Genomic DNA, 20,218 nt, shown 5'->3' with positions numbered 1-20,218 from the left:
TTACTTGCGAACCCTGAGGCTGAAGAGACCCTGCGGCCGCAACATCAGGATTCCGACGACGGCGAGCAACGTGAGAACCTTGGCCATCGAGCCCGACATGAAGAATTCGAGCGTCGATTGCGTTTGCGAGATCGAGAAGGCCGACGCGATGGTGCCGAGCAGGCTCGCGGCGCCGCCAAACACGACAACCAGGAACGTATCGACAATGTAGAGTTGCCCCGAGGTCGGACCGGTCGAGCCGATCATGGTAAAAGCGCTCCCCGCTATCCCGGCGATCCCGCAACCGAGACCGTAGGTGTAGCGATCGACTTTTTCGGTATTGATGCCGACGGCGCCGGCCATGATCCGGTTCTGTACGACCGCGCGGACCTGTCGGCCCCAGCGCGACTTGTAAATGACGTAAGCGACCGCGCACGTGATCGAAACGGTGAGACCCATCACGAAGATGCCGTTGATCGGCACCTCGATGCTGTCGGTCACCTTGAGCGAGCCCAGCATCCACTGCGGCAGCTCGACGCCGACCTCGCGCGCGCCGAAGATGGAGCGATAAGCCTGCTGCAGTATGAGGCTGAGGCCCCATGTGGCGAGCAGCGTGTCGAGCGGGCGCTTGTAAAGGTGACGTATCAGCACCCACTCCACCAGCATTCCGAGCGCGCCGGAGGCGAGGAAAGCCAGCATCATCGCGAGAAAGAAATAGCCGCTGAAAAGACCTGGCAAATAGCTCTGGAACAGATTCGACGTCATCCAGGTGACGTAGGCCCCCAAGATCATGAACTCGCCATGCGCCATGTTGATGACGCCCATCTGGCCGAAGATGATGGCAAGGCCGAGCGCCATCAGCACGTAGACGGAGAACAGGATCAGGCCCGCAAAACCCTGCATGACGAAGATGGAGCCCAGATCGCCAATCGAATAGTCGCCGAACATCTGACTTCTCCGCCGAAGGAAGGTCCCGCGTCGCGAGCGAATTCGCGACGCGGGGTCGTGAAGCGCGGATTGACGGTCCACGCCAGGGAGCGGTTGGAACGTTGCGGGAAGGCTCCGGGCTTATTGGTAGCCCTTCGGGAACGGATCGGGCTCGATCAGATCCGCGGTCTCGAAGATCAGCTCGAACTGACCATCGAGCTTGGCGCGCCCGACGCGGGTCTTCGACCAGAGGTGATGGTTTTCGTGGATGCGCACGTAGCCTTCGGGCGCCTCCTTGAATTCCACGCCGGGCGAAGCGGCTGCGATCTTGTCGACGTCGAAGCTACCGGCCTTCTCGCAGGTCAGCTTCCACAGCCACGGGCCGAGATAGCCGGCTTGCGTCACGTCGCCGATCACGGTCTTCTCGCCCCACAACTTCTTGAACGCCGGAACGAACGCCTTGTTGTTGGCATTGTCGAGCGACTGGAAGTACTTCATGCAGGCATAGGCGCCCGCGATGTTCTCGCCGCCGATGCCGTCGATTTCATCTTCGGTCACCGAAATCGTCAGCAGCGCCTGCTTCGACAGGTCGACGCCGGCCGCCTTGAGCTGCTTGTAGAAGGCGACGTTCGAGCCGCCGACGACGTCGGTGAAGATGACGTCGGGCTTGGTCAGCTTGATCTTGTTGATCACCGAATTGAACTGGGTGCTGCCGAGCGCGTAATATTCCTCGCCGACGACCTTGCCCTTCAGTACGTTCTCGACGTGCTTGCGCGCGATCTTGTTCGAGGTGCGCGGCCAGATGTAGTCCGAGCCGATGAAGAAGAACGATTTGGCGCCCTTCTCCTTGGCGATCCAGTTCAGGCCGGCGAGGATCTGCTGGGTCGCTTCCTGACCAGTATAGATGACGTTCTTGGACTGCTCGAGACCTTCATAGAAGGTCGGATAGTACAGCATGCCGTTGTACTGCTCGACGACCGGCAGCACCGCCTTGCGCGATGCCGAGGTCCAGCAACCCATGATCGCTGCGACCTTGTCGTTGACGAGAAGCTTCTTGGCCTTTTCCGCAAAGGTCGGCCAGTCGCTGGCGCCGTCTTCCTGGATGAACCTGATCTTGCGCCCGAGCACGCCGCCGGCGGCGTTGATCTGTTCGATCGCGAGCTTTTCGGCTTGGATTGAGCCCGTCTCCGAGATCGCCATCGTGCCGGTGGCCGAGTGCAGGATGCCGACGGTGACCTCCGTATCGGTGACCGCGAGCCCCGTGGTGTTGACGGTGGCGGTTGCGGGACCTGCCCCGAATGAGGGCCGAGGAAGAATCGAGACGAGCGGCAGTGCCGCCGCGCCCATCAGCAGTTTGCGGCGAAGCGGAGACTGCAAGCCCTTGTTTGGTTCGTCTGACATGAGCACCCCATTTTTGTTCGAAAACGCTTATCGGTCAGGCGAGGATTGCCCAGAATTGTGCACCGCACAGATACGTGGGATTGCGTATATTGCACCGCAAAATAGCGACGTAGTTTTTGGTACGGAGTTTGCTGGGCCAAGCGGGTCGGTCGAACTGGGCAGGAGCAGCAAGTGGCAGGGCGGCAGCGGATAGACCGCGTCAGGCGCCAATATAACCAATGGGTCGCCAACCAGACGCTGGAAGACTACGCGCTGCGCTTCACCGCCAAGAGCGCGCGACGGTGGTCTGCCGCACGCGTCGCCAATACCGCGCTTGGCGCGATCTCCTTTCTGGCGCTGGAGGCGATCGGCGGCACCATTACGCTTAATTACGGCGCGGCCAACGCCACATCAGCCATTCTTGTCGTCAGCGTCATCATCTTCCTCTGCGGCCTGCCGATCGCCTATCATGCCGCAAAATGCGGCATCGATATCGATCTGCTGACCCGCGGCGCCGGCTTCGGCTATATCGGCTCCACCATCACCTCGCTGATCTACGCCTCCTTCACCTTCATCTTCTTCGCGATCGAGGCTGTTATCATGGCCGCGGCGCTCGAGATGTGCTTCGGCATCCCGCGCCCGATCGGCTATCTCATCAGCGCCGTCGTCATCATTCCCTTGGTGACCTACGGCATCACCCTGATCAGTCGCTTTCAATTGTGGACGCAGCCGCTCTGGATCGTGCTTCACATCCAGCCCTTCGTAGCGATCGCCTACGCCAACCCGCAGTCGTTCACGGAGTGGCGCAAATTCGCGGGCGAACATGGCGACGCCGGCGGCCATCTCGATCTGCTGCTGTTCGGCACCGCCGCGTCGGTGGTGTTTTCGCTGGTTGCGCAGATCGGCGAGCAGGTCGACTTCCTGCGGTTTCTGCCCCGCGATCGCCGCACCTCGCGAACGTCGTGGTGGATCGCGCTGCTCAGCGCCGGCCCCGGCTGGATCATTTTCGGCGCGCTCAAGTTGCTCCTGGGCTCGTTTCTCGCCTACTTCGCGGTGAGCCATGGCGTCTCCAGCGAGCAGGCCGCCGAGCCGGCGCACATGTATCTCGAGGCCTTCCGCTACGTGCTGTCGCAGCCGGACATGGCGCTGGCACTGACCGGCACCTTCGTCATTCTCTCGCAGATCAAGATCAACGTGACCAACGCCTATGCCGGCTCGATCGCCTGGTCGAACTTCTTCTCGCGGCTGACCCACAGCCATCCCGGCCGTGTGGTGTGGCTCGTCTTCAACGTTCTAGTGGCGCTGCTGTTGATGGAAATCGGCGTCTACAAGGCGCTCGAGCAGACATTGGCGCTTTATTCCAACGTGGCGATTGCCTGGGTCGGCGCGCTGGTTGCCGATCTCATCGTCAACAAGCCGCTCGGCTTGCGCCCGCAGCACATCGAGTTCAAGCGCGCGCATCTCTGCGATATCAACCCGGTCGGCGTCGGCGCGATGACGATCGCGACCATCGTGTCGATCTCTGCCTTTTACGGCCTGTTCGGCCCGACGGCGAAGGCGCTCTCCGCCTTCGTGGCGCTCGCGGTTGCCTTCGTCACCGCGCCCCTGATCGCCTGGGCGACCGACGGCAAGTATTACATCGCGCGCAAGCCGAAGCGGAGCTGGCAGAACCTCGAATCGATCCAGTGCTGCATCTGCGAGCACTCGTTCGAGCCGGAGGACATGGCCTCCTGCCCGGCCTATGCCGGCCCGATCTGTTCGCTGTGCTGCTCGCTCGATGCGCGCTGCCATGATCTCTGCAAGCCGCATGCGCGCGCCGGCGCTCAAGCCTCGGACATGCTCGGGAAACTGTTGCCGGAGGCGATCTACGCGCGGATCAATTCGCAGTTCGGGCACTATCTCGGCGTGTTCGCGGTCTCCGCGGGTCTGGTCGGGCTGACGCTGGGGCTGATCTACCTGCAGACCTCGGCGGCAATGCCCGTCGAAAATTTTGCGCTGTCGGACGTACTGTGGAAGGTGTTCTTCGCGCTCACCATCATCATCGGCGTGGTGACATGGTTGTTCGTACTGGCGCAACAGAGTCGCCGCGCGGCGGAAGCGGAGACGCGGCGGCAGACCGCGCTCCTGATCCAGGAGATCGATGCGCATAAGCGCACCGACGCCGAACTGCAACGCGCCAAGGAAGTCGCGGAATCGGCAAACCTCGCCAAGAGCCGCTATGTGGTGGGGCTGAGCCATGAACTGCGCTCACCGCTGAACGCCATCAGCGGCTATGCGCAATTGCTGGAGCAGGATTCCAGCATCCCCGCAAAGCCCCGCGACCAAGTGCGCGTGGTCCGGCGCAGCGCCGACCATTTGTCGGGACTGATCGACGGCATCCTCGATATCTCCAAAATCGAAGCCGGCCGGCTTTATCTGTCGCGCGACGAGGTCCGCCTGAGCGAATTTCTCGATCAGCTCGTCGGCATGTTTCGCGTTCAGGCCGCCGCCAAAGGTATCGACTTCATCTTCAAACGGCCTTCGGTGCTGCCGCTCGTCGTCTATGCCGATGAGAAGCGGCTGCGGCAGGTTCTGATCAACCTGCTGTCGAATGCACTGAAGTTCACGCAGACCGGGAACGTGCAGTTCGTCGTGCACTACCGCAGCCCCGTTGCGGAGTTCGAGGTGATCGATACCGGGCCCGGCATCCAGCCCGACGACCTCGAACGTATCTTCGCACCCTTTGAACGCGGCGCGCTCGGCGTCTCGCAGCCGCAGACCGGCACCGGGCTTGGGCTGACCATCAGCCGCCTCCTGGCGGGCGTCATGGGCGGCGACATCAAGGTGACCAGCCAAGTCGGCAACGGCAGCACGTTTCGAGTGAAAATCCTGCTGTCGGAAGTCACGAATCCGACGCGGATCGCGCCGGTGGGGGCGCCGATCTTCGGCTATCACGGCCCCCGCAAGACGATCCTGATCACCGACGACGATCCGACCCACCGCGATCTCCTGCGCGAGGTGCTGACGCCGCTCGGCTTCATTTTGCTCAGCGCGCCCGATGGACCCGGCTGCCTCGCGCTGGCGCAGCATTGCCGGCCGGATTTGTTCCTGCTCGACATCTCGATGGCCGGAATGGATGGCTGGACGGTGGCGGAAACGCTGCGCGCAAGCGGCCATCACCAGGCGCGTATCCTGATGGTGTCGGCGAGCGCGCTTGAAGCGCATGGCGCGCCGCTGGCGCAACCGTTCCACGACGGCTATCTGATGAAGCCGATCGATATTCCCAAGCTGCTCGAAACCATCCGGCAATTGCTCAAGATCGAATGGCAGTATGAGGCAGGCGATGTCCCTGCTCCGCATTGGAGACCGGAGACCGGTTCGCGGCCGCCAGTGAAACATGTCGAGGAACTGATCGGGCTCGGGCAACTGGGCTACATCCGCGCGATCCAGGTCAAGCTCGACGAGATCGGAAATGACTACCCCGAACATGCCGACTTCGTGTCGCAAATGCGCGCCTTGATCGACCGCTTCGATCTCGATCAGTACATGGCGACCCTGAAAGCCCTGCACAGCTATGATCATTGAACCCAAAAAGCGCGACGTCGCCCTCGTCGTCGACGACTCGCCCGAGACGCTGCGGCTACTGACCGATGCGCTCGACGGTGCGGGCATGACCGTCATGGTCGCGCTCGATGGTGCTTCCGCCATGCGGATCGTCGACCAGATCACGCCCGACATCGTGCTGCTCGACGCTGTGATGCCGGGGATGGATGGGTTCGAGACCTGCCGGCGGCTGAAGCGCGACGCCGGGCTCGACCATGTTCCGATCATCTTCATGACGGGGCTGGCCGAAACCGAACACATCGTGCGCGGGCTCGAGGCCGGCGGCGTCGACTATGTGACAAAGCCAATCGCGGTCGAGGAGATGCTGGCGCGCATCCGCGTCCATCTCGCCAATGCCCGCCTGACCCAGAGCGCGCGCGCCGCGCTCGATGTCTCCGGCCGCTATCTGCTCGCCGTGAATGCCGCGGGCAAGATCATGTGGGCAACACCGCAGGCGCAGAAGCTGCTCTCCGACTCGCTCGCCGCCGACGGTGACGATGACGTCGTGCTGCCCGAGCCGATTCCGCGATGGCTCGATGAGGCGCGCAAGGGTAAAGCCGCGGCAAAGGCCGCGGCCATGCCGACGCGTCACGGCACCGAGCAGCTTCGCCTGCAATATATGGGGAAGCTCGGCACTAACGAATTCCTGCTGCGGCTGGCGAAAGATTCCGGCACGGAGGCGCCAGTGGAATTCTCCAGCGAGTTGGGGCTGACGACGCGCGAGGGCGAAGTGCTGTCATGGCTGTCCAAGGGCAAGACCAACCGCGACATCGCGCAGATCCTGGGACTCTCCCCGCGCACCGTCGACAAGCACCTCGAGCAGATCTACTCCAAGCTCGGCGTCGAGAACCGCACCGCCGCGGCGGCGATCGCGGTGAATGCGAAGAATAGGAGGGGGTGAAGGGCTGGCTGCCGCTCCCTCTCCCCGCAAGAGCAGGGCGAAGGAGAAGAGCCGGCGCGTCCAATGTCCGTCATTGCGAGCGCAGCGAAGCAATCCATCGCTCCACAAGCGGAGGCATGGATTGCTTCGTCGCTTCCCTCCTCGCAAATGACGCGGAGAAGTCAATGCGTCGCCGCTAGCTTCCGCCGTTCGGCATCGCTCGGCGCCATCTGCGTAATCAACCGCTTCAACTCCGGAATGCAGGAGCCGCAATTGGTGCCGGCTTTCAGCTTCGTCCCGATATCGGCCGCCGAACGCGCACCCGCTGCGATAGTGTCGCAAATTGTGTTGCGGCCGACGCCGAAGCAGGCGCAGACGATCGGGCCGGCGTTGGCGAGGCCGTCGATCGATTTGCCCGACAGCAGCATGCGGCGCTCGTCGTGGTTCAGCGTATCCGCGGCAAACAGGTCCTTGACCACGTTCCAGTCGCCGGCGTCGCGCGCCGGGCCGATGAACAGGCTGGTGTCGATACGGTCGCCGTCAAAGGATGCGGCGCGATAGACGCCGCCGCCAAAGTCCTTGTATTCCGCGAGGTCATCGTGCGCGATGGATTTCAGCCAGGATTGCCAGCCTGCGACATCGGCATTGTCGGCGAACAGGTAGCCATGGCCGCCTTTGACGGCAACGCGCGCCACCCAAGCATGCGCGGGCAGTTCGAGTGGCTTGCGCGACAACGCAAAGCCGCGGAAGACATATTCGTAGGGCACGATCGAGGCCGGCGTCGCCTTGTTCTCGGGCTGGCCCGAGAACGGATCGGTGACGGGCGCCACCAGCGAGCCGACGCGTGCGCCGGTCGCATTGGCCTCGCTCCAGTGGATCGGCGCGAACAGCATGCCGCGCTGCTGGCGTTCGCTGACGATGACGCGGAGCGTGCATTGCCCATAGTCGGTGGTGACGCGTGCGAAGTCGCCGTCGGCGACGCCGTATTTTGCGGCATCGTCAGGATGCACTTCGACGAACGGCTCGGGCAGATGCTGGCCGAGCCGCGGGCTTTCCCCCGTGCGGGTCATGGTGTGCCACTGGTCGCGGATGCGCCCGGTGTTGAGCCGCAACGGCCGCGCCGCGCTGGTCTCGGTCCGCAGCGCCGGAATCTCCGGCGCGATGAAACGGGCTCTGAAATCGTTGGCGAAGAAACCGCCTTCGGCGAAGAAGCGCGCTTGCGGCTCGGTCCCCTGCCGGACCGGCCATTGCACCGGCGCCATTGCGTCGAAATCGCTGTCCGACAGCGACTGCAGCGCGCCGATATCGAAGTCGCGCGCGCCCGCGTTCTCGAAGGCCGAGAGCGCGGCGTGCTCGCGAAAAATATCCGCCGCCGAGGTGAAGCTGAAGGCCGCGCCGAAGCCGAGGCGCCTGGCGACTTCGCCCATGATCCACCAATCGGGCTTGGCCTCTCCTGGCGAGGGAAGAAACGCGCGCTGCCGCGAGATGCGCCGTTCCGAGTTGGTCACCGTGCCGGATTTCTCGCCCCAGGCCTGCGCCGGCAGCAGCACATGCGCGCCCGCGTCCACCGTGTCGTTCGAGATCACGTTCTCGGAAATCACGAACAGCTCGAGCTTCTTGAGGGCTTCGCGAACACCGTCCGCGTTCGGCAGCGACACCGCCGGATTGGTGCCCATCACCCACAACGCCTTGATCTCGCCGCGCGCAATCGCCTCGAACATCTGCACCGCCTTCAGGCCCTCATGGGTGGCGATGCGCGGCGCCTTCCAGAACCGCCGCACGCGATCGATATCCGGCGGCGTGAATCCCATATGGGCGGCGAGCTGGTTGGCGAGCCCGCCGACCTCGCGGCCGCCCATCGCGTTGGGCTGCCCGGTCAGCGAGAACGGCGACGCGCCCGGCAGGCCGATCCGCCCGGTCGCGAGGTGGCAATTGAGGATGGCGTTGACCTTGTCGGTACCCTGCGCCGACTGGTTGACGCCCTGCGAATAGAGGGTGACGACGCGCGGCGTATTGGCAAACATCTGGAAGAATGTTGCGACGTCCTGCTCGGACAGGCCTGTCGCCAGCGCCGTCGCGCCGACGCTGCCGGTGATGCTGCGCGCGCGGGCGATGGCATCGTCGAAACCGGTGGTGTGGAGTTCGAAGTAGTCGCGGTCGAGTACGCCGTTGTCCGCGAGGTAAACCAGCAACCCGCTGAACAGCGCCGTATCCGTGCCTGGCCTCAATCCCAGGAACAGATCGTCGTCGCCGACGGTGTCGGTCCGGCGCGGGTCGATCACGACGATGCGCGCGCCGCGCTTCTGCTTGTTGGCGATCATGCGCTGGTACAGCACCGGATGGCACCAGGCCGCGTTGGAGCCGACCAACACCAAGAGGTCGGCCTCGTCGAGGTCCTCGTAACACCCCGGCACGGTGTCGGCGCCAAAAGCGCGGCGGTGGCCGGCGACGGAAGAGGCCATGCACAGCCGCGAATTGGTGTCGACATTGGCGCTGCCGACAAAGCCCTTCATCAGCTTGTTGGCGACGTAGTAGTCCTCCGTCAGCAACTGGCCGGAAAGATAGAACGCGACCGCGCCCGGACCGTCGCGCGCGATGATGTGCTGAAACCTATGCGCGACATGGTCGAGCGCGTCGCTCCAGGCGACCCGCTCCATGGTTCCTTTGCCGCAGCGGATCATCGGATAGAGCAGCCGGTTCGTCAGCCCGAGCGTCTCGCCAAGCGCCGAGCCCTTCGAGCACAGCCGGCCGAAATTGGCGGGATGATCGGGGTCGCCCGAGATCGCGGCCCCACCCCGCCCGTCCGGCGTCGCCAATATGCCGCAGCCGACGCCGCAATAGGCGCAGGTGGTTTTGACAGCGCGGAGATCGGGATCGACAACCGTCATGCCAGCAATCCAATCATGCCGCCTCGGAACGGATCGCGAGCGATCGGCCGAACATCATATCGGCGCGAATTCGGGCCGTCGGCTGACGCGTCCGGATCAATTCGAGATACCAGAGCGCGTCGGCGACATCGCCGATCAGCACCGCGCCGGTCAATCGCCCATCCGCGATCACGAGCTTCTTGTAAGTGCCGTGGTTGATGTCGGAGAGCACGATGGCCTCGCTGCCGTCGCCGCCCATAAAATCGCCGGCGGAGAACACGCTGACGCCGGAAACTTTCAGATTGGTCGCAACGATGCTTCCGCTGTACGACGCTTCACGCCCGGCGAGATGCCGCGCCAGCACCCTCGCCTGTTCATAGGCCGGCTCGACCAGGCCGTAGCAGAGGCCGCGATGCTCGGCGCACTCGCCGATCGCGAATACGTCGGGTGCGCCGGTCCGCAGGTGATCGTCGACCACAATACCGCGGTTGACAAGGATACCGGCTTCCCTAGCGAGCGCGATGTTCGGACGAATGCCCGCGGCAAAGATCACGGCGTCGGCTTCAAGCCGGCGTCCGTCCGCCAGTTCGACGCCTTCAACCCGCGTCTCGCCATAAATGCGCGCCGTGTTGGCGTTGAGCAAGATTTCGATGCCCTTGCTCTCGACGAGGGATTTTAATAGCGCCGCCGCGGGCACATCTAACTGCCGCTCCATAAGGCGGTCCATGAGATGCACCAGCGTGACCGGCGCGCCGGCCTTGGCGAGGCCATAGGCCGCCTCAAGGCCCAATAGTCCCCCGCCAACCACCACCACGCGCTTTTTCTGCGCGGCCAGCGTCAGCAGCAAGTCAACGTCGCGGCTGTCGCGGAACGTATGCACGCCGGCGAGATCGGCGCCGGGTACATTCAACCGCAGCGGCGACGAGCCTGTGGTCAGCACCAGTTTCGAGAACGGAATGCTCTCGTCGTTCTCGATCTTGAGTTCGCGGCGACCGACATCAATCTCGGTCGCCACGCAACCATACTTCAGGGTGACGCCGCGGTCGCGCCACCAGGACGCCGGCCGCAGCTCAATGTCCTGCGAAGTGGTTTCGCCGGCCAGCACCGACGACAGCAGCACGCGATTATAGGCAAGCCGCGGTTCGTCGCCGATCACGGCGACGGCGTAGCGGCCCAAGGCCACCTTGGCGAGTTCATCGACCAGACGGGCAGCGGCCATTCCGTTGCCGACGATGACAAGCGGTTCGCTCATGGCACGTCCTCACCTAGCCGCTTTCGTACGGACCTACGCCGCCTCGACGAAGCGATGCCGCTCGTAGAGGAATTCGAGCACGCGCTGCCGGCACTTGAGGTAGCCGGGGTTGGTCGCGAGCTCGAGCCGCTTGCGCGGACGCGCCAAAGGCACTTCCAGCACCTCGCCGATCCGCGCGCTCGGGCCGTTAGTCATCATCACGATGCGGTCCGACAGCAGCACAGCCTCGTCGACGTCGTGCGTGATCATCACGATGGTGTTGCCGAGCTTCTGGTGCAGCGCCATCACCGAGTCCTGAAGATGCGCACGCGTCAGCGCGTCAAGCGCGCCGAACGGCTCGTCGAGCAAAAGCACCTTCGGCTCCATCGCCAGCGCACGGGCAATGCCGACGCGCTGCTTCATGCCACCTGAAATTTCCGACGGGCGCTTGTCCTTGGCGTGCGCCATCTGCACCAAATTGAGATTGTGCATCACCCAGGCGTCGCGCTCCGTGCGGCTCTTGGTCGACGAAAACACCTTGTCGACGCCGAGCTTGACGTTTTCGTACACCGTCAGCCACGGCAGCAGGCTGTGGTTCTGGAACACCACCGCGCGATCCGGTCCCGGCGAATTGACCTCGCGGTTCTCCAGCAGCACGCCACCATTTGTGGCGCCGGTGAGGCCGGCGACGATATTGAGCAGCGTTGACTTGCCGCAGCCGGAATGGCCGATGATCGAGACGTACTCGCCCTTCTCGATCGTCAGGCTGATGTCCTTCAGCACCTCGGTCGTGGCATTACCGCGAGTGAAGGTCTTGTCGATGTGGTCGAGCTTCAAATAGGCCTGCATGACATGTTTTCCTTCAATTCGCCGCGGTACCGTGGGTCACGAACTTGGCTAGTCCCGCGATCATGCGGTCGAGCACGAAGCCGATGATGCCGACATAGAACAGCGCCAGGATGATTTCGCTGATGTGCGAGGAATTCCAGGCGTCCCAGATGAAGAAGCCGATGCCGACGCCGCCGATCAGCATTTCCGCCGCGACGATCGCAAGCCACGACAGGCCGATGCCGATGCGCAGGCCGGTGAAGATGTAAGGCGCCGCCGCCGGGATCATGATCTTCCCGAAAAATTCCAGCGGATTGAGCTGCACCACCGCCGCGACGTTGCGGTAGTCCTGCGGGATGTTGCGGATGCCGACCGCGGTGTTGATGATGATCGGCCAGACCGAGGTGATAAAGATGACGAAGATCGCCGACGGCTGTCCATCACGGAACGCGGCCAGCGACAGCGGCAGCCAGGCCAGTGGCGGAATGGTGCGCAGCACCTGGAACAGCGGATCGAGTCCGCGCATCGCCCACACCGATTGTCCGACCAGCGTACCCAGCGCGATGCCGACGATGGCGGCGATCGAATAGCCATACGCGACGCGCTGCAGCGAGGCGGACAGATGCCAGAACAGGCCCTTGTCGATGCCGCCATTGTCGAAGAACGGATCGAAGATCAGTTCCTTAGTGTCTTTGAAGACGCGCGACGGCGGCGGCAGGGTCGAGCCGGTGCGACGGCAGACCAGCTCCCAGAACAACATCAGGAGCGCTAGCACGATCAGCGGCGGCACGACGCGTACCGCGATCTCCTTGCCCACCTTGACGTATTTTTCGGCACGCGGCGCCGGCTTCGGCGTCATCGTCACCACCGGCGCCGCAGAGGTCGGCGAAGCGGTCGGAATGGCCACCGCGGTGGCTTCAGCTTTGATCGCAGGCATCGTCATTGAAAATGCATCTCCGTGTTCAATGAGCGGGCCGCCCGCAACCGCGCGCAGCCCGGGCTTGATCAGACTTCAACGCGCTTAATCGAAAGGGACTTCAGGTACGCAGCCGGGTTTTCCGGATCGAACACCTTGCCGTCGAAGAAGGTCTCCTTGCCGCGCGAGGTCGAAGTCGGAATCTCTGCGGCGGGGACGCCCAGCGTCTTGGCGGCTTCTTTCCAGAGATCCTCACGGTTGACCTTGGCGACCAGCGCCTTGCTGTCGAAGCCCGCTTCGTATTTGCCCCAACGGATATCTTCCGTCATGAACCAGAGATCGTGGCTCTGGAACGGATAGGAAGCGAAGTCGCGCCAGTACTTCATGATGTGCGGCGAATTCTCGACGACCTTGCCGGGGATGCCGTAGTCGAACTTGCCCGCCGAACGGTCATAAACGTCGTCGACAGGACAATTCATCCACTGCCGCTTGCCCATGATGGTGGCGAGCTCTTTCTTGTTCTCAGCCTTGTCGGCCCATTGCTGCGCCTCCATCACAGCCATCAGGATCGCCTTGGCGGCCTTTGGATACTTGTCGACCCAGGCTGCGCGCATGCCGAGCGACTTCTCCGGATGCTTGTTCCAGAGCTCGCCGGTGTTGATCGCGGTGTAGCCGATGCCCTGGTTGATGAGCTGCAGATTCCAGGGTTCGCCAACGCAGAAGGCATCCATCGTGCCCACTTTCATGTTGGCAACCATCTGCGGCGGCGGCACCACGATGGTCTCGACGTCCTTGTCGGGATCGATGCCGCCGGCGGCGAGCCAGTAACGGATCCACAGATCGTGCGTGCCGCCCGGGAAGGTCATCGCAATCTTGGCCGACTTGCCGGCGGCCTTCTTCTGCTCGAACACGGCTTTGAGCGGTGAAGAGTCAGTCCCGATCTTGAGGTTGGCATACTCCTTGGCAATCGAGATGCACTGCGCATCGAGATTGAGCCGAGCCAGAATGTACATCGGCGTCGGCACGTTGTTTTGCGTCACCTTGCCGGCCGAAATCAGATAGGGCATCGGCGTCAGGATGTGCGCGCCATCGATGCCGTTGCCTTCCGAGCCGAGCACGAGGTTGTCGCGGGTGGTGCCCCACGATGCCTGCTTGGCGACCTCGACGTCGGGCATGCCGTGCTTGGCGAAGAATCCCTTGTCCTTGGCGACGAACAGCGGCCCGGCGTCGCTGAGCGCAATGAACCCGAGCGTCGCCTTGGTCACTTCCGGACCCGCGCCTTGCGCAAACGCGCCGGCCGGGAAATTCAGCTTCGCCGCGGCGAGTAACGCCGCCGTGCCGCCGGTGGCCTTGAGGAGCTGGCGGCGGCTGAAACCGCGGCGTGAGGTCGGATGGGTAGGCTTCGTCATGGGCGTCGTTGTCCTTTGCGTCGGTGCGTTGAACGGGGCCGTCCGATTGGTGTCACCGCGCCAGGCGCAGAAGGGCGCGTTCCAGGGAGGCCCCGGAATGGCGGCGTCACAATTCGGATGAGTGGTCTCGAGGGACGGCTTCAATGGCGTCGACACAAGCTATTCAAGCTTCGTGCCAAGCCTCCCGCAGCGCAAAAATTATAATTATATCAATGTATTATTCATCTACCGCCGCTAAATCCGGCAACCAAAGAGAAACCGGTTCCGCATCCAAAATTTGCGATTCGCCCAATTCTTGTGCGGCGCACAAGAATTGGGCAAGCACAGAAACAGACGGCTTACGCGTCCTCTGAGGTCTTCGCCATCATCGGTTTCGGCGCGCTTCCCTCGCCTGGCTTCATGCGGAATTCGTAGCTCATCAGGTGCCACGGCTCGCCCGCGGGCTTGCCGTCCGGCATCGTCGGATCGGTACGCTTTTCGATTCTGGCGACCAGCTCGTCCTTGACCCCGAACACCACGTCGGAATCGAGATATTTGTCGCCGTCGATGAAGACGTGGGTGATCAGCGGCTGATAGCCGGGCGCATCGACCAGGAAATGCACGTGCGCCGGCCGCATCGGGTGACGGCCGGTCTGCACGATCATCTCGCCTACCGGACCGTCGGTCGGAATCGGGTAGCTGCACGGCAGGATGGTGCGGAAGAAGAACCTTCCATCGGCATCGGTAATGAAACGCGCCCGCGACGACGGCCCTTCAGTCGCATAAGCCGGCTTCTGGGAATCATAGAAGCCGTCATCGTCGGCATGCCAGATGTCCACCGGCACGCCGGCCAGCGGCTTGCCCTCGAGGTCGGTGACGCGGCTCTGCACGAACATCCGCTCGCCGGGTAGCGTCGCCGAAATATCGGTGCCGTGTGGCATCACCTTGTGCTCGCCGACATAGAACGGGCCGAGCACCGTGGTCTCGGTGGCGCCCTCGCGCTCCCGGTGGTTCACGGCATCGACCAGCATCGATACGCCGAGCACGTCGGACAGCAGAATGAACTCCTGCCGGATCGGGGTGCACTTCTGGCCGGTCCGCGTTAGAAAATCGATCGCATATTCCCATTCCTCGAAGGTGAGGTCGGTCTTGCGGACATAGTCGTGGAGTGATTTCACCAGTTCCTGAAGCAGGAATTTGGCGCGCGTATCCGGCGTATTGTCGAAGCTGCGGATGACGGCGGCGGTCAGTTCGGTCTCGCTGAATTGGCGCATTTTTGCTGTCCTGCGGAGATATGCGATGGCTGGAGTCAGCCTATATCACCCTTCCAGCCCACAGAAGCACGGGCCGTTGGAACACGGGACACTTTTCGGCTATCAAGGCCGCAGTCGCCAGCCGGAGATGCCGATGTTAGCCCCCGCCTCGCCCGAATCCGCCGGAATGTCCAAGGCGGCCCTCGATCGCCTCGAAAATCATCTGAAGCAGCGTTACATCGATGCCGGCCGCTTCCCGGGGACTCAGCTCCTGATCTATCGCCGCGGCAAGGTCGTCCATTCGTCCGCGCAGGGCTTTGCCGATCTCGAGCGCAAGGTGCCGGTCAAGGACGACACGATCTTCCGCATCTATTCGATGACCAAGCCGCTCACCTCCGTCGCCTTCATGATGCTGGTCGAGGAAGGCCACGTCGCGCTCGATGAGCCCGTGCACAAATACATTCCGGCATGGAAGAACCTCGGCGTGTTCGTGGCCGGTACGCACCCGGCCTTCCTGACCCGACCGCCGTCACGGCCGATGCTGATCGTGGATCTGTTGCGGCACACCTCCGGCCTGACATACGGCTTCCAACAACGCAGCAACGTCGATGCGGCCTATCGCGAGAACAAGATCGGCGAAGTCATCAAGGCCGGCACGCTGCAAAGCATGATCGACGACCTTGCAAAAATTCCGCTGGAATTTTCGCCGGGCGAGGCCTGGAATTATTCCGTCGCCACGGACGTGATCGGCTATCTCATCGGTTTGATCAGCGGCAAGCCGTTCGAGCAGTTTCTGAAAGAGCGCATCCTCGATCCGCTCGGGATGAATGATACCGACTTCTTCGTGCCCAAGGACAAGGCGCATCGGTTCGCGGCGTGTTACTCGGCCGATCCGCAAGGCGGCTTCAACCCGCTCGCCGCCGAGCGCAAGGGCACGTTGACGCTGCAGGACGACCCGGCGACGAGTTCATTCCTGTCGCCGCCCTCCTTCATCTCCGGCGGCGGCGGCCTGTGCTCGACCACGGCCGACTATCTCACTTTCTGCCGGGCGCTGCTCAATGGCGGCGAGCTCGGCGGTATCAGATTGTTAGGTCCGAAGACGCTGAAGCTGATGACGTCCAACCATTTGCCCGGCGGGGTCGACCTGCCGACGATGTCGCGCTCGCTGTTCTCGGAAGCGGCCTATAACGGCATCGGCTTCGGGCTCGGCTTCGCCGTCACCATGAACCCGGCGCAGACCTTGATTGCCGGCAGTCCCGGCGAGTTCAACTGGGGCGGTGCGGCGACAACGTCGTTCTTCATCGACCCGGTGGAAGAACTGATCACGATCTTCATGACTCAGGTGCTGCCGTCGAGCGCCTATCCCTTGCGGCGCGAGCTGCGCACCATGGTGTATGCGGCGATCACCGACAGCAATCTTTGAGGTCGGCGGCCGGGCCACACGGCGGAACCCGGCCGCTTCTCCAGTCGGCTGAATATCTTACTTATCCTCTTATTATTCTTGGCGAAGTTCGGCGGCTTCTCCTATGCTTGCCCCGATTGGCGCCGATCCGGGGCTTGCGTTGCCGAAACTCTCACTGCCAGTGCGTCTTGTTCTTCTGGTCGCGGGAACAACGCTGCCGTTGATTATTTTCGCCGCCGGCATCGTCTTCAACCATTACAAGCAGGACCGCCAGAACGCGACGCAACGGGTCCTTGAAACGGTTCGCAGCATTCGCCTCGTGCTCGACTCGGAGATGCAGCGGATCACCGGCGCACTCCAGGTGCTATCGCTGACAAACGCACTGCGCGACGGGGATTTCGAGGCATTCCGCCGCATCTGCCAAGGCTTCCTCGACCAGTATGGCGAAGGCGGCGTCGTGCTGGTTGCGAACCGCGAAGGCCGTCAGGTGTTCTCTTCGCTGACGACTGATACGGCAAACCTGCCGTTGCGCAACAACCTCGCCCTGGTCGGGAGGGTCTTTGCGGAGAAGAAGCCGGTCTATTCCAACCTGTTCTTTGGGTCGGTGAAGAAGCGGCTGATCGTAACGGTCGAAGTGCCCGTCATCGTCGATGGCGAAGTACTCTACGACATTTCCTTCAGTCCACCGATCGAGATTTTCCAGGCGATGGTCGAGCAGCAGCGGCCGAGCAAGGACTGGACGATCTCGATCTTCGACGGCGAAGGCACCAATTTCGCGCGCGTGCCTAACCCACAGGATACTGTCGGCAAGCGTGCATCGCCCTCGCTCTATACGGAGATGTTCAACAATCCGGAAACCACCCTGCCGACGGTATCGCTCGAGGGCGTGCGGCTGATTACGAGCTTTACCCGCTCCTCGCTCACCGGCTGGACCGTTGCCGCCGGCGTGGCCGAAAGCTCGCTGGTCGCGCCGCTCTGGCGCAACCTCGCGATCACGAGCGTAATGGGTGCCATACTGCTGATGGTTGGGCTCGCGTTCGCGGTGCGGATGGCAACCCAGATTGCCCGCGGCGAGATGCTCCACAATCTCCTGATCGAGGAACTCAACCATCGCGTCAAGAATACGCTCGCGGTCCTGCAGTCGATCGCCACCCAGACCTTCCGCAGCGCCAGCCGGGCGGAGCGCGAGAAATTCGAGGGAAGGCTCGGCGCGCTGGCGGAGGCACATAATTTGCTCAGCCAGGAGAAGTGGCAGGGCGCGGAGCTGCGGGAAGTGATTGCGCGGGTGCTGCAGCCCTACCTGCTCAACAATCCGGAGCGGGTGCGGATGTTCGGACCGCGGGTCCCGCTGTCGCCGCGGCTCGCCGTCGTGCTGTCGATGATCGTGCACGAGATCGCAACCAATGCCGCTAAATACGGCGCGCTATCGAACGACACCGGGACCCTCGCGGTGGACTGGGAAATCCTCGAAGAAAGCGACGGGCGCAAGTTGCGGTTGATCTGGACCGAGGCAGGCGGCCCGCCCGTCACGGCACCGGTGCAGCGTGGCTTCGGCTCGCGGCTGATCGAGCGCAGCGCGCGCGACCAGCTCGGCGGCGAAGCAACCGTCGACTTCCTGCCGCGTGGCGTCGTCTACACCGTAAGCTGCGCGCTCGACAGAGAAGAATAGCTACTTAAGCATCTCCGGCACGATCAGGCGCGGCAGGAACAGCGATACGCTGGGCCAGATAATGACGGCGGCCAATACCAGCAGCATCGGTATCAGCATGATCACCGTGTCTTTCAGCGCGTAGCGCAGCCGCACGCCGGCGATCGAGCACGCGATCATTAAGCACAGGCCATAGGGTGGCGTCACCAGTCCGAACGCCAGCGACACGATCGAGATGATCGCAAACTGAACGGGGTGCAGGTCGACCGACTTCGCCAAGGGTTCCAGCACGGTGCCGACGATCACGATCGCCGGAATGGCGTCGAGGAAACAGCCTACGACCAGGAAGCAGAACGCGATGAAGAAGCCGGCCGCGACCGCGCCCATGCCCCAGGTCGAAACGTTGGCCAAGAGCTCCTGCGGTATCTTGTAATAGGCCAATAGCCAGCCGAACGCGCTCGCGGTGCCGACGCAGAACAGCGCAACGCCTGCCAGGCGCCCGGTGTCGAGTAGCGCCTTGTAGAGTTCGCGCGGTCCGGTTTCGCGGTAAAAGAACGCCGACAGCACCACGGAATAGAGCACGGCGACGCAGGCGGATTCGGTGGCGGTAAACCACCCGAGCAGGATGCCGCCGACGATGATGAACGGCGTCATCAGCGCCGGTATCGATCGCCAGATGGCGTAGCCGATGTCGGCCCAGCTCGATTTCGGGTAGGTCGGATAGCCCCGGCGCACCGCGTAGACATGGACGGTGGCCATCTGCGCGCCCGCGATCAACAGGCCAGGGACGATGCCGGCCAGATACATCGCTGCGATCGAGGTCGAGATCAATCCGCCCCAGACGATCATCAGGATCGAGGGTGGGATGATGACGGCGAGCACCGCCGATACCGCCGTGATGGCGATCGAAAACGAGAGGTCGTAACCTTCCTTGATCTGGGCATCGATGAATATCTTGGACTGGCTCGCGGCGTCCGCAGTGGAAGAGCCGGAAATGCCGGCAAAGAACACCGACAGCACGACGTTGATCTGCGCCAGCGAGCCCGGCCAATGCCCGACCATCGAGCGCGACAACGCCACCAGGCGGTCGGTGATGCCGCCGATGCCCATCAGGTTGGCGGTCAAGAGGAAGAAAGGCACGGCGAGCAGGATGAACGAGTTGTAGGCGTTGAAGGTCTCCTGCGCGAGCGACATCATCGACAGGCGGGGCTCGATCAGCAGGATCGGTACGCAGGCAAGACCGAGCGCAAACGCCACCGGCACGCGCACGATGAGCAGGCCAACGAAAACGCCAAACAGCACCAGTGCGGCCTCTCCGGCGGAAAGTACATTACCACCGTTCATCGGCTCGCCCCGACCAGAATTTTCAATTCGTCGACGATCTGTTCGCCTGCAAAGACGATCCACGTCACACCCGCGACGGGCCATGCGACATGAATCATCCAGAGCGGTAGATCGGCCAGTTCCGACGTTCGGTTCCAGGCGAAGCGCGTGAATTCAAGGCCAGCCCACACGAATACCAGCGCCATCGCCAACACGCCGAGACGCGCGACGATCCGCACCGCGGCTTCCGCCCGCCGCGACAGGGTGGGCCAGACGTCGACCTCGAAATGCTGCGCCTCCCTGATCCCGACCATGGCGCCGATCATGATGGTCCAGATGAACAGGAAGCGCGCCATCTCCTCGGTCCAGATGTAGGACGGAATGAACGGCGTGTAGCGCGAGATGACCTGCAGGGTGACCGGAACGACCAGAATGCCGACACATGCCGCGAGCAAGATTTCGAGTAATTTCGCATAGACCGCCGTCGCTCGTCGCCATAGCGACGGGTTCGGCGGCATCGACATTTCAGTCATCATGGCTCCGGAAGGTAACGATCACGGAATGGAGCAAGCCGCATGGCTTGCCCCAGTTCCTGTCGCTCGGCGCGACAAATA

Annotated in this window: 14 protein-coding genes; 4 read left to right on the top strand and 10 right to left on the bottom strand. The window is 62.9% G+C overall.

The genetic code is table 11. The features are described 5' to 3' along the window. Entirely contained in the window at positions 1–927 is a 927-nt protein-coding gene (urtB, locus tag V1278_RS14700; protein WP_334381247.1) for an urea ABC transporter permease subunit UrtB, read from the bottom strand. Between the two features lie 120 nt (positions 928–1,047). After that, on the bottom strand, positions 1,048–2,307 hold the full coding sequence (urtA, locus tag V1278_RS14695) for an urea ABC transporter substrate-binding protein (RefSeq protein ID WP_334381246.1): 1,260 nt from the start codon (positions 2,305–2,307) through the stop codon (positions 1,048–1,050). Between the two features lie 171 nt (positions 2,308–2,478). Here urtA and V1278_RS14690 point away from each other — a divergent pair, with 171 nt between their 5' ends. Together V1278_RS14690 and V1278_RS14685 are read left to right on the top strand one after the other, a co-directional pair. Then, positions 2,479–5,850 carry a hybrid sensor histidine kinase/response regulator gene (locus tag V1278_RS14690; RefSeq protein WP_334381244.1) on the top strand — a complete coding sequence of 1,124 codons (3,372 nt, stop codon included), beginning with the start codon at positions 2,479–2,481 and terminating at the stop codon, positions 5,848–5,850. Next, positions 5,840–6,769 carry a response regulator transcription factor gene (locus tag V1278_RS14685; protein WP_334363947.1) on the top strand — a complete coding sequence of 310 codons (930 nt, stop codon included), beginning with the start codon at positions 5,840–5,842 and terminating at the stop codon, positions 6,767–6,769. The genes V1278_RS14690 and V1278_RS14685 overlap by 11 nt, the downstream gene beginning before the upstream one ends. 161 nt (positions 6,770–6,930) lie before the next feature. On the opposite strand, the gene V1278_RS14680 is transcribed toward V1278_RS14685, so the two are convergent. From V1278_RS14680 to V1278_RS14655, 6 genes are all read right to left on the bottom strand, one after another. Then, positions 6,931–9,636, bottom strand: coding sequence for a molybdopterin-dependent oxidoreductase (locus tag V1278_RS14680; protein WP_334381243.1), 2,706 nt, complete (start codon positions 9,634–9,636; stop codon positions 6,931–6,933). Positions 9,637–9,649: 13 nt separating this feature from the next. Then, a complete protein-coding gene (locus tag V1278_RS14675) occupies positions 9,650–10,867 on the bottom strand; it encodes an NAD(P)/FAD-dependent oxidoreductase (protein ID WP_334381242.1) in 1,218 nt (405 codons plus the stop codon). A 33-nt stretch (positions 10,868–10,900) separates the two neighbouring features. Further along, complete coding sequence (locus V1278_RS14670; protein ID WP_334363950.1) at positions 10,901–11,695, bottom strand: ABC transporter ATP-binding protein; 795 nt, start codon at positions 11,693–11,695, stop codon at positions 10,901–10,903. A gap of 13 nt (positions 11,696–11,708) precedes the next feature. Beyond that, a complete protein-coding gene (gene ntrB / locus V1278_RS14665) occupies positions 11,709–12,617 on the bottom strand; it encodes a nitrate ABC transporter permease (protein ID WP_334381241.1) in 909 nt (302 codons plus the stop codon). A gap of 62 nt (positions 12,618–12,679) precedes the next feature. Beyond that, on the bottom strand, positions 12,680–13,999 hold the full coding sequence (locus V1278_RS14660) for a CmpA/NrtA family ABC transporter substrate-binding protein (protein ID WP_334381240.1): 1,320 nt from the start codon (positions 13,997–13,999) through the stop codon (positions 12,680–12,682). Positions 14,000–14,337: 338 nt separating this feature from the next. After that, positions 14,338–15,252, bottom strand: coding sequence for an intradiol ring-cleavage dioxygenase (locus tag V1278_RS14655; protein ID WP_334381239.1), 915 nt, complete (start codon positions 15,250–15,252; stop codon positions 14,338–14,340). Between the two features lie 127 nt (positions 15,253–15,379). Here V1278_RS14655 and V1278_RS14650 point away from each other — a divergent pair, with 127 nt between their 5' ends. Both V1278_RS14650 and V1278_RS14645 read left to right on the top strand, forming a co-directional pair. Further along, positions 15,380–16,654, top strand: a complete 1,275-nt coding sequence (locus tag V1278_RS14650; protein WP_442894112.1) for a serine hydrolase domain-containing protein — start codon at positions 15,380–15,382, stop codon at positions 16,652–16,654. A gap of 139 nt (positions 16,655–16,793) precedes the next feature. Beyond that, positions 16,794–18,302, top strand: coding sequence for a sensor histidine kinase (locus tag V1278_RS14645; RefSeq protein ID WP_334384177.1), 1,509 nt, complete (start codon positions 16,794–16,796; stop codon positions 18,300–18,302). Here V1278_RS14645 and V1278_RS14640 read toward each other — a convergent pair whose 3' ends face one another. After that, positions 18,303–19,625 carry a TRAP transporter large permease gene (locus V1278_RS14640; protein ID WP_334381237.1) on the bottom strand — a complete coding sequence of 441 codons (1,323 nt, stop codon included), beginning with the start codon at positions 19,623–19,625 and terminating at the stop codon, positions 18,303–18,305. It abuts the gene before it with no gap. Beyond that, the gene (locus tag V1278_RS14635; protein WP_334363955.1) at positions 19,622–20,137 is read right to left on the bottom strand and encodes a TRAP transporter small permease; all 516 of its coding nucleotides are present in this window, start codon (positions 20,135–20,137) and stop codon (positions 19,622–19,624) included. Before V1278_RS14635 ends, V1278_RS14640 begins: the two co-directional genes overlap by 4 nt. Positions 20,138–20,218: the final 81 nt, after the last annotated feature.

The organism is Bradyrhizobium sp. AZCC 1577 (genome assembly GCF_036924575.1).
GTDB lineage: Bacteria > Pseudomonadota > Alphaproteobacteria > Rhizobiales > Xanthobacteraceae > Bradyrhizobium.
Note: the sequence above shows the minus strand (reverse complement) of the source record. Positions and strands in the feature narration are given on the sequence as shown.

What these genes read in the sequence shown, in the direction of transcription:
- urtB (WP_334381247.1), bottom strand. Translation starts at nt 927, where the DNA reads ATGTTCGGCGACTATTCGATTGGCGATCTGGGCTCCATCTTCGTCATG.
- urtA (WP_334381246.1), bottom strand. Translation starts at nt 2,307, where the DNA reads ATGTCAGACGAACCAAACAAGGGCTTGCAGTCTCCGCTTCGCCGCAAA.
- V1278_RS14685 (WP_334363947.1), top strand. Translation starts at nt 5,840, where the DNA reads ATGATCATTGAACCCAAAAAGCGCGACGTCGCCCTCGTCGTCGACGAC.
- V1278_RS14680 (WP_334381243.1), bottom strand. Translation starts at nt 9,636, where the DNA reads ATGACGGTTGTCGATCCCGATCTCCGCGCTGTCAAAACCACCTGCGCC.
- V1278_RS14675 (WP_334381242.1), bottom strand. Translation starts at nt 10,867, where the DNA reads ATGAGCGAACCGCTTGTCATCGTCGGCAACGGAATGGCCGCTGCCCGT.
- V1278_RS14670 (WP_334363950.1), bottom strand. Translation starts at nt 11,695, where the DNA reads ATGCAGGCCTATTTGAAGCTCGACCACATCGACAAGACCTTCACTCGC.
- ntrB (WP_334381241.1), bottom strand. Translation starts at nt 12,617, where the DNA reads ATGACGATGCCTGCGATCAAAGCTGAAGCCACCGCGGTGGCCATTCCG.
- V1278_RS14660 (WP_334381240.1), bottom strand. Translation starts at nt 13,999, where the DNA reads ATGACGAAGCCTACCCATCCGACCTCACGCCGCGGTTTCAGCCGCCGC.
- V1278_RS14655 (WP_334381239.1), bottom strand. Translation starts at nt 15,252, where the DNA reads ATGCGCCAATTCAGCGAGACCGAACTGACCGCCGCCGTCATCCGCAGC.
- V1278_RS14650 (WP_442894112.1), top strand. Translation starts at nt 15,380, where the DNA reads ATGCCGATGTTAGCCCCCGCCTCGCCCGAATCCGCCGGAATGTCCAAG.
- V1278_RS14640 (WP_334381237.1), bottom strand. Translation starts at nt 19,625, where the DNA reads ATGAACGGTGGTAATGTACTTTCCGCCGGAGAGGCCGCACTGGTGCTG.
- V1278_RS14635 (WP_334363955.1), bottom strand. Translation starts at nt 20,137, where the DNA reads ATGACTGAAATGTCGATGCCGCCGAACCCGTCGCTATGGCGACGAGCG.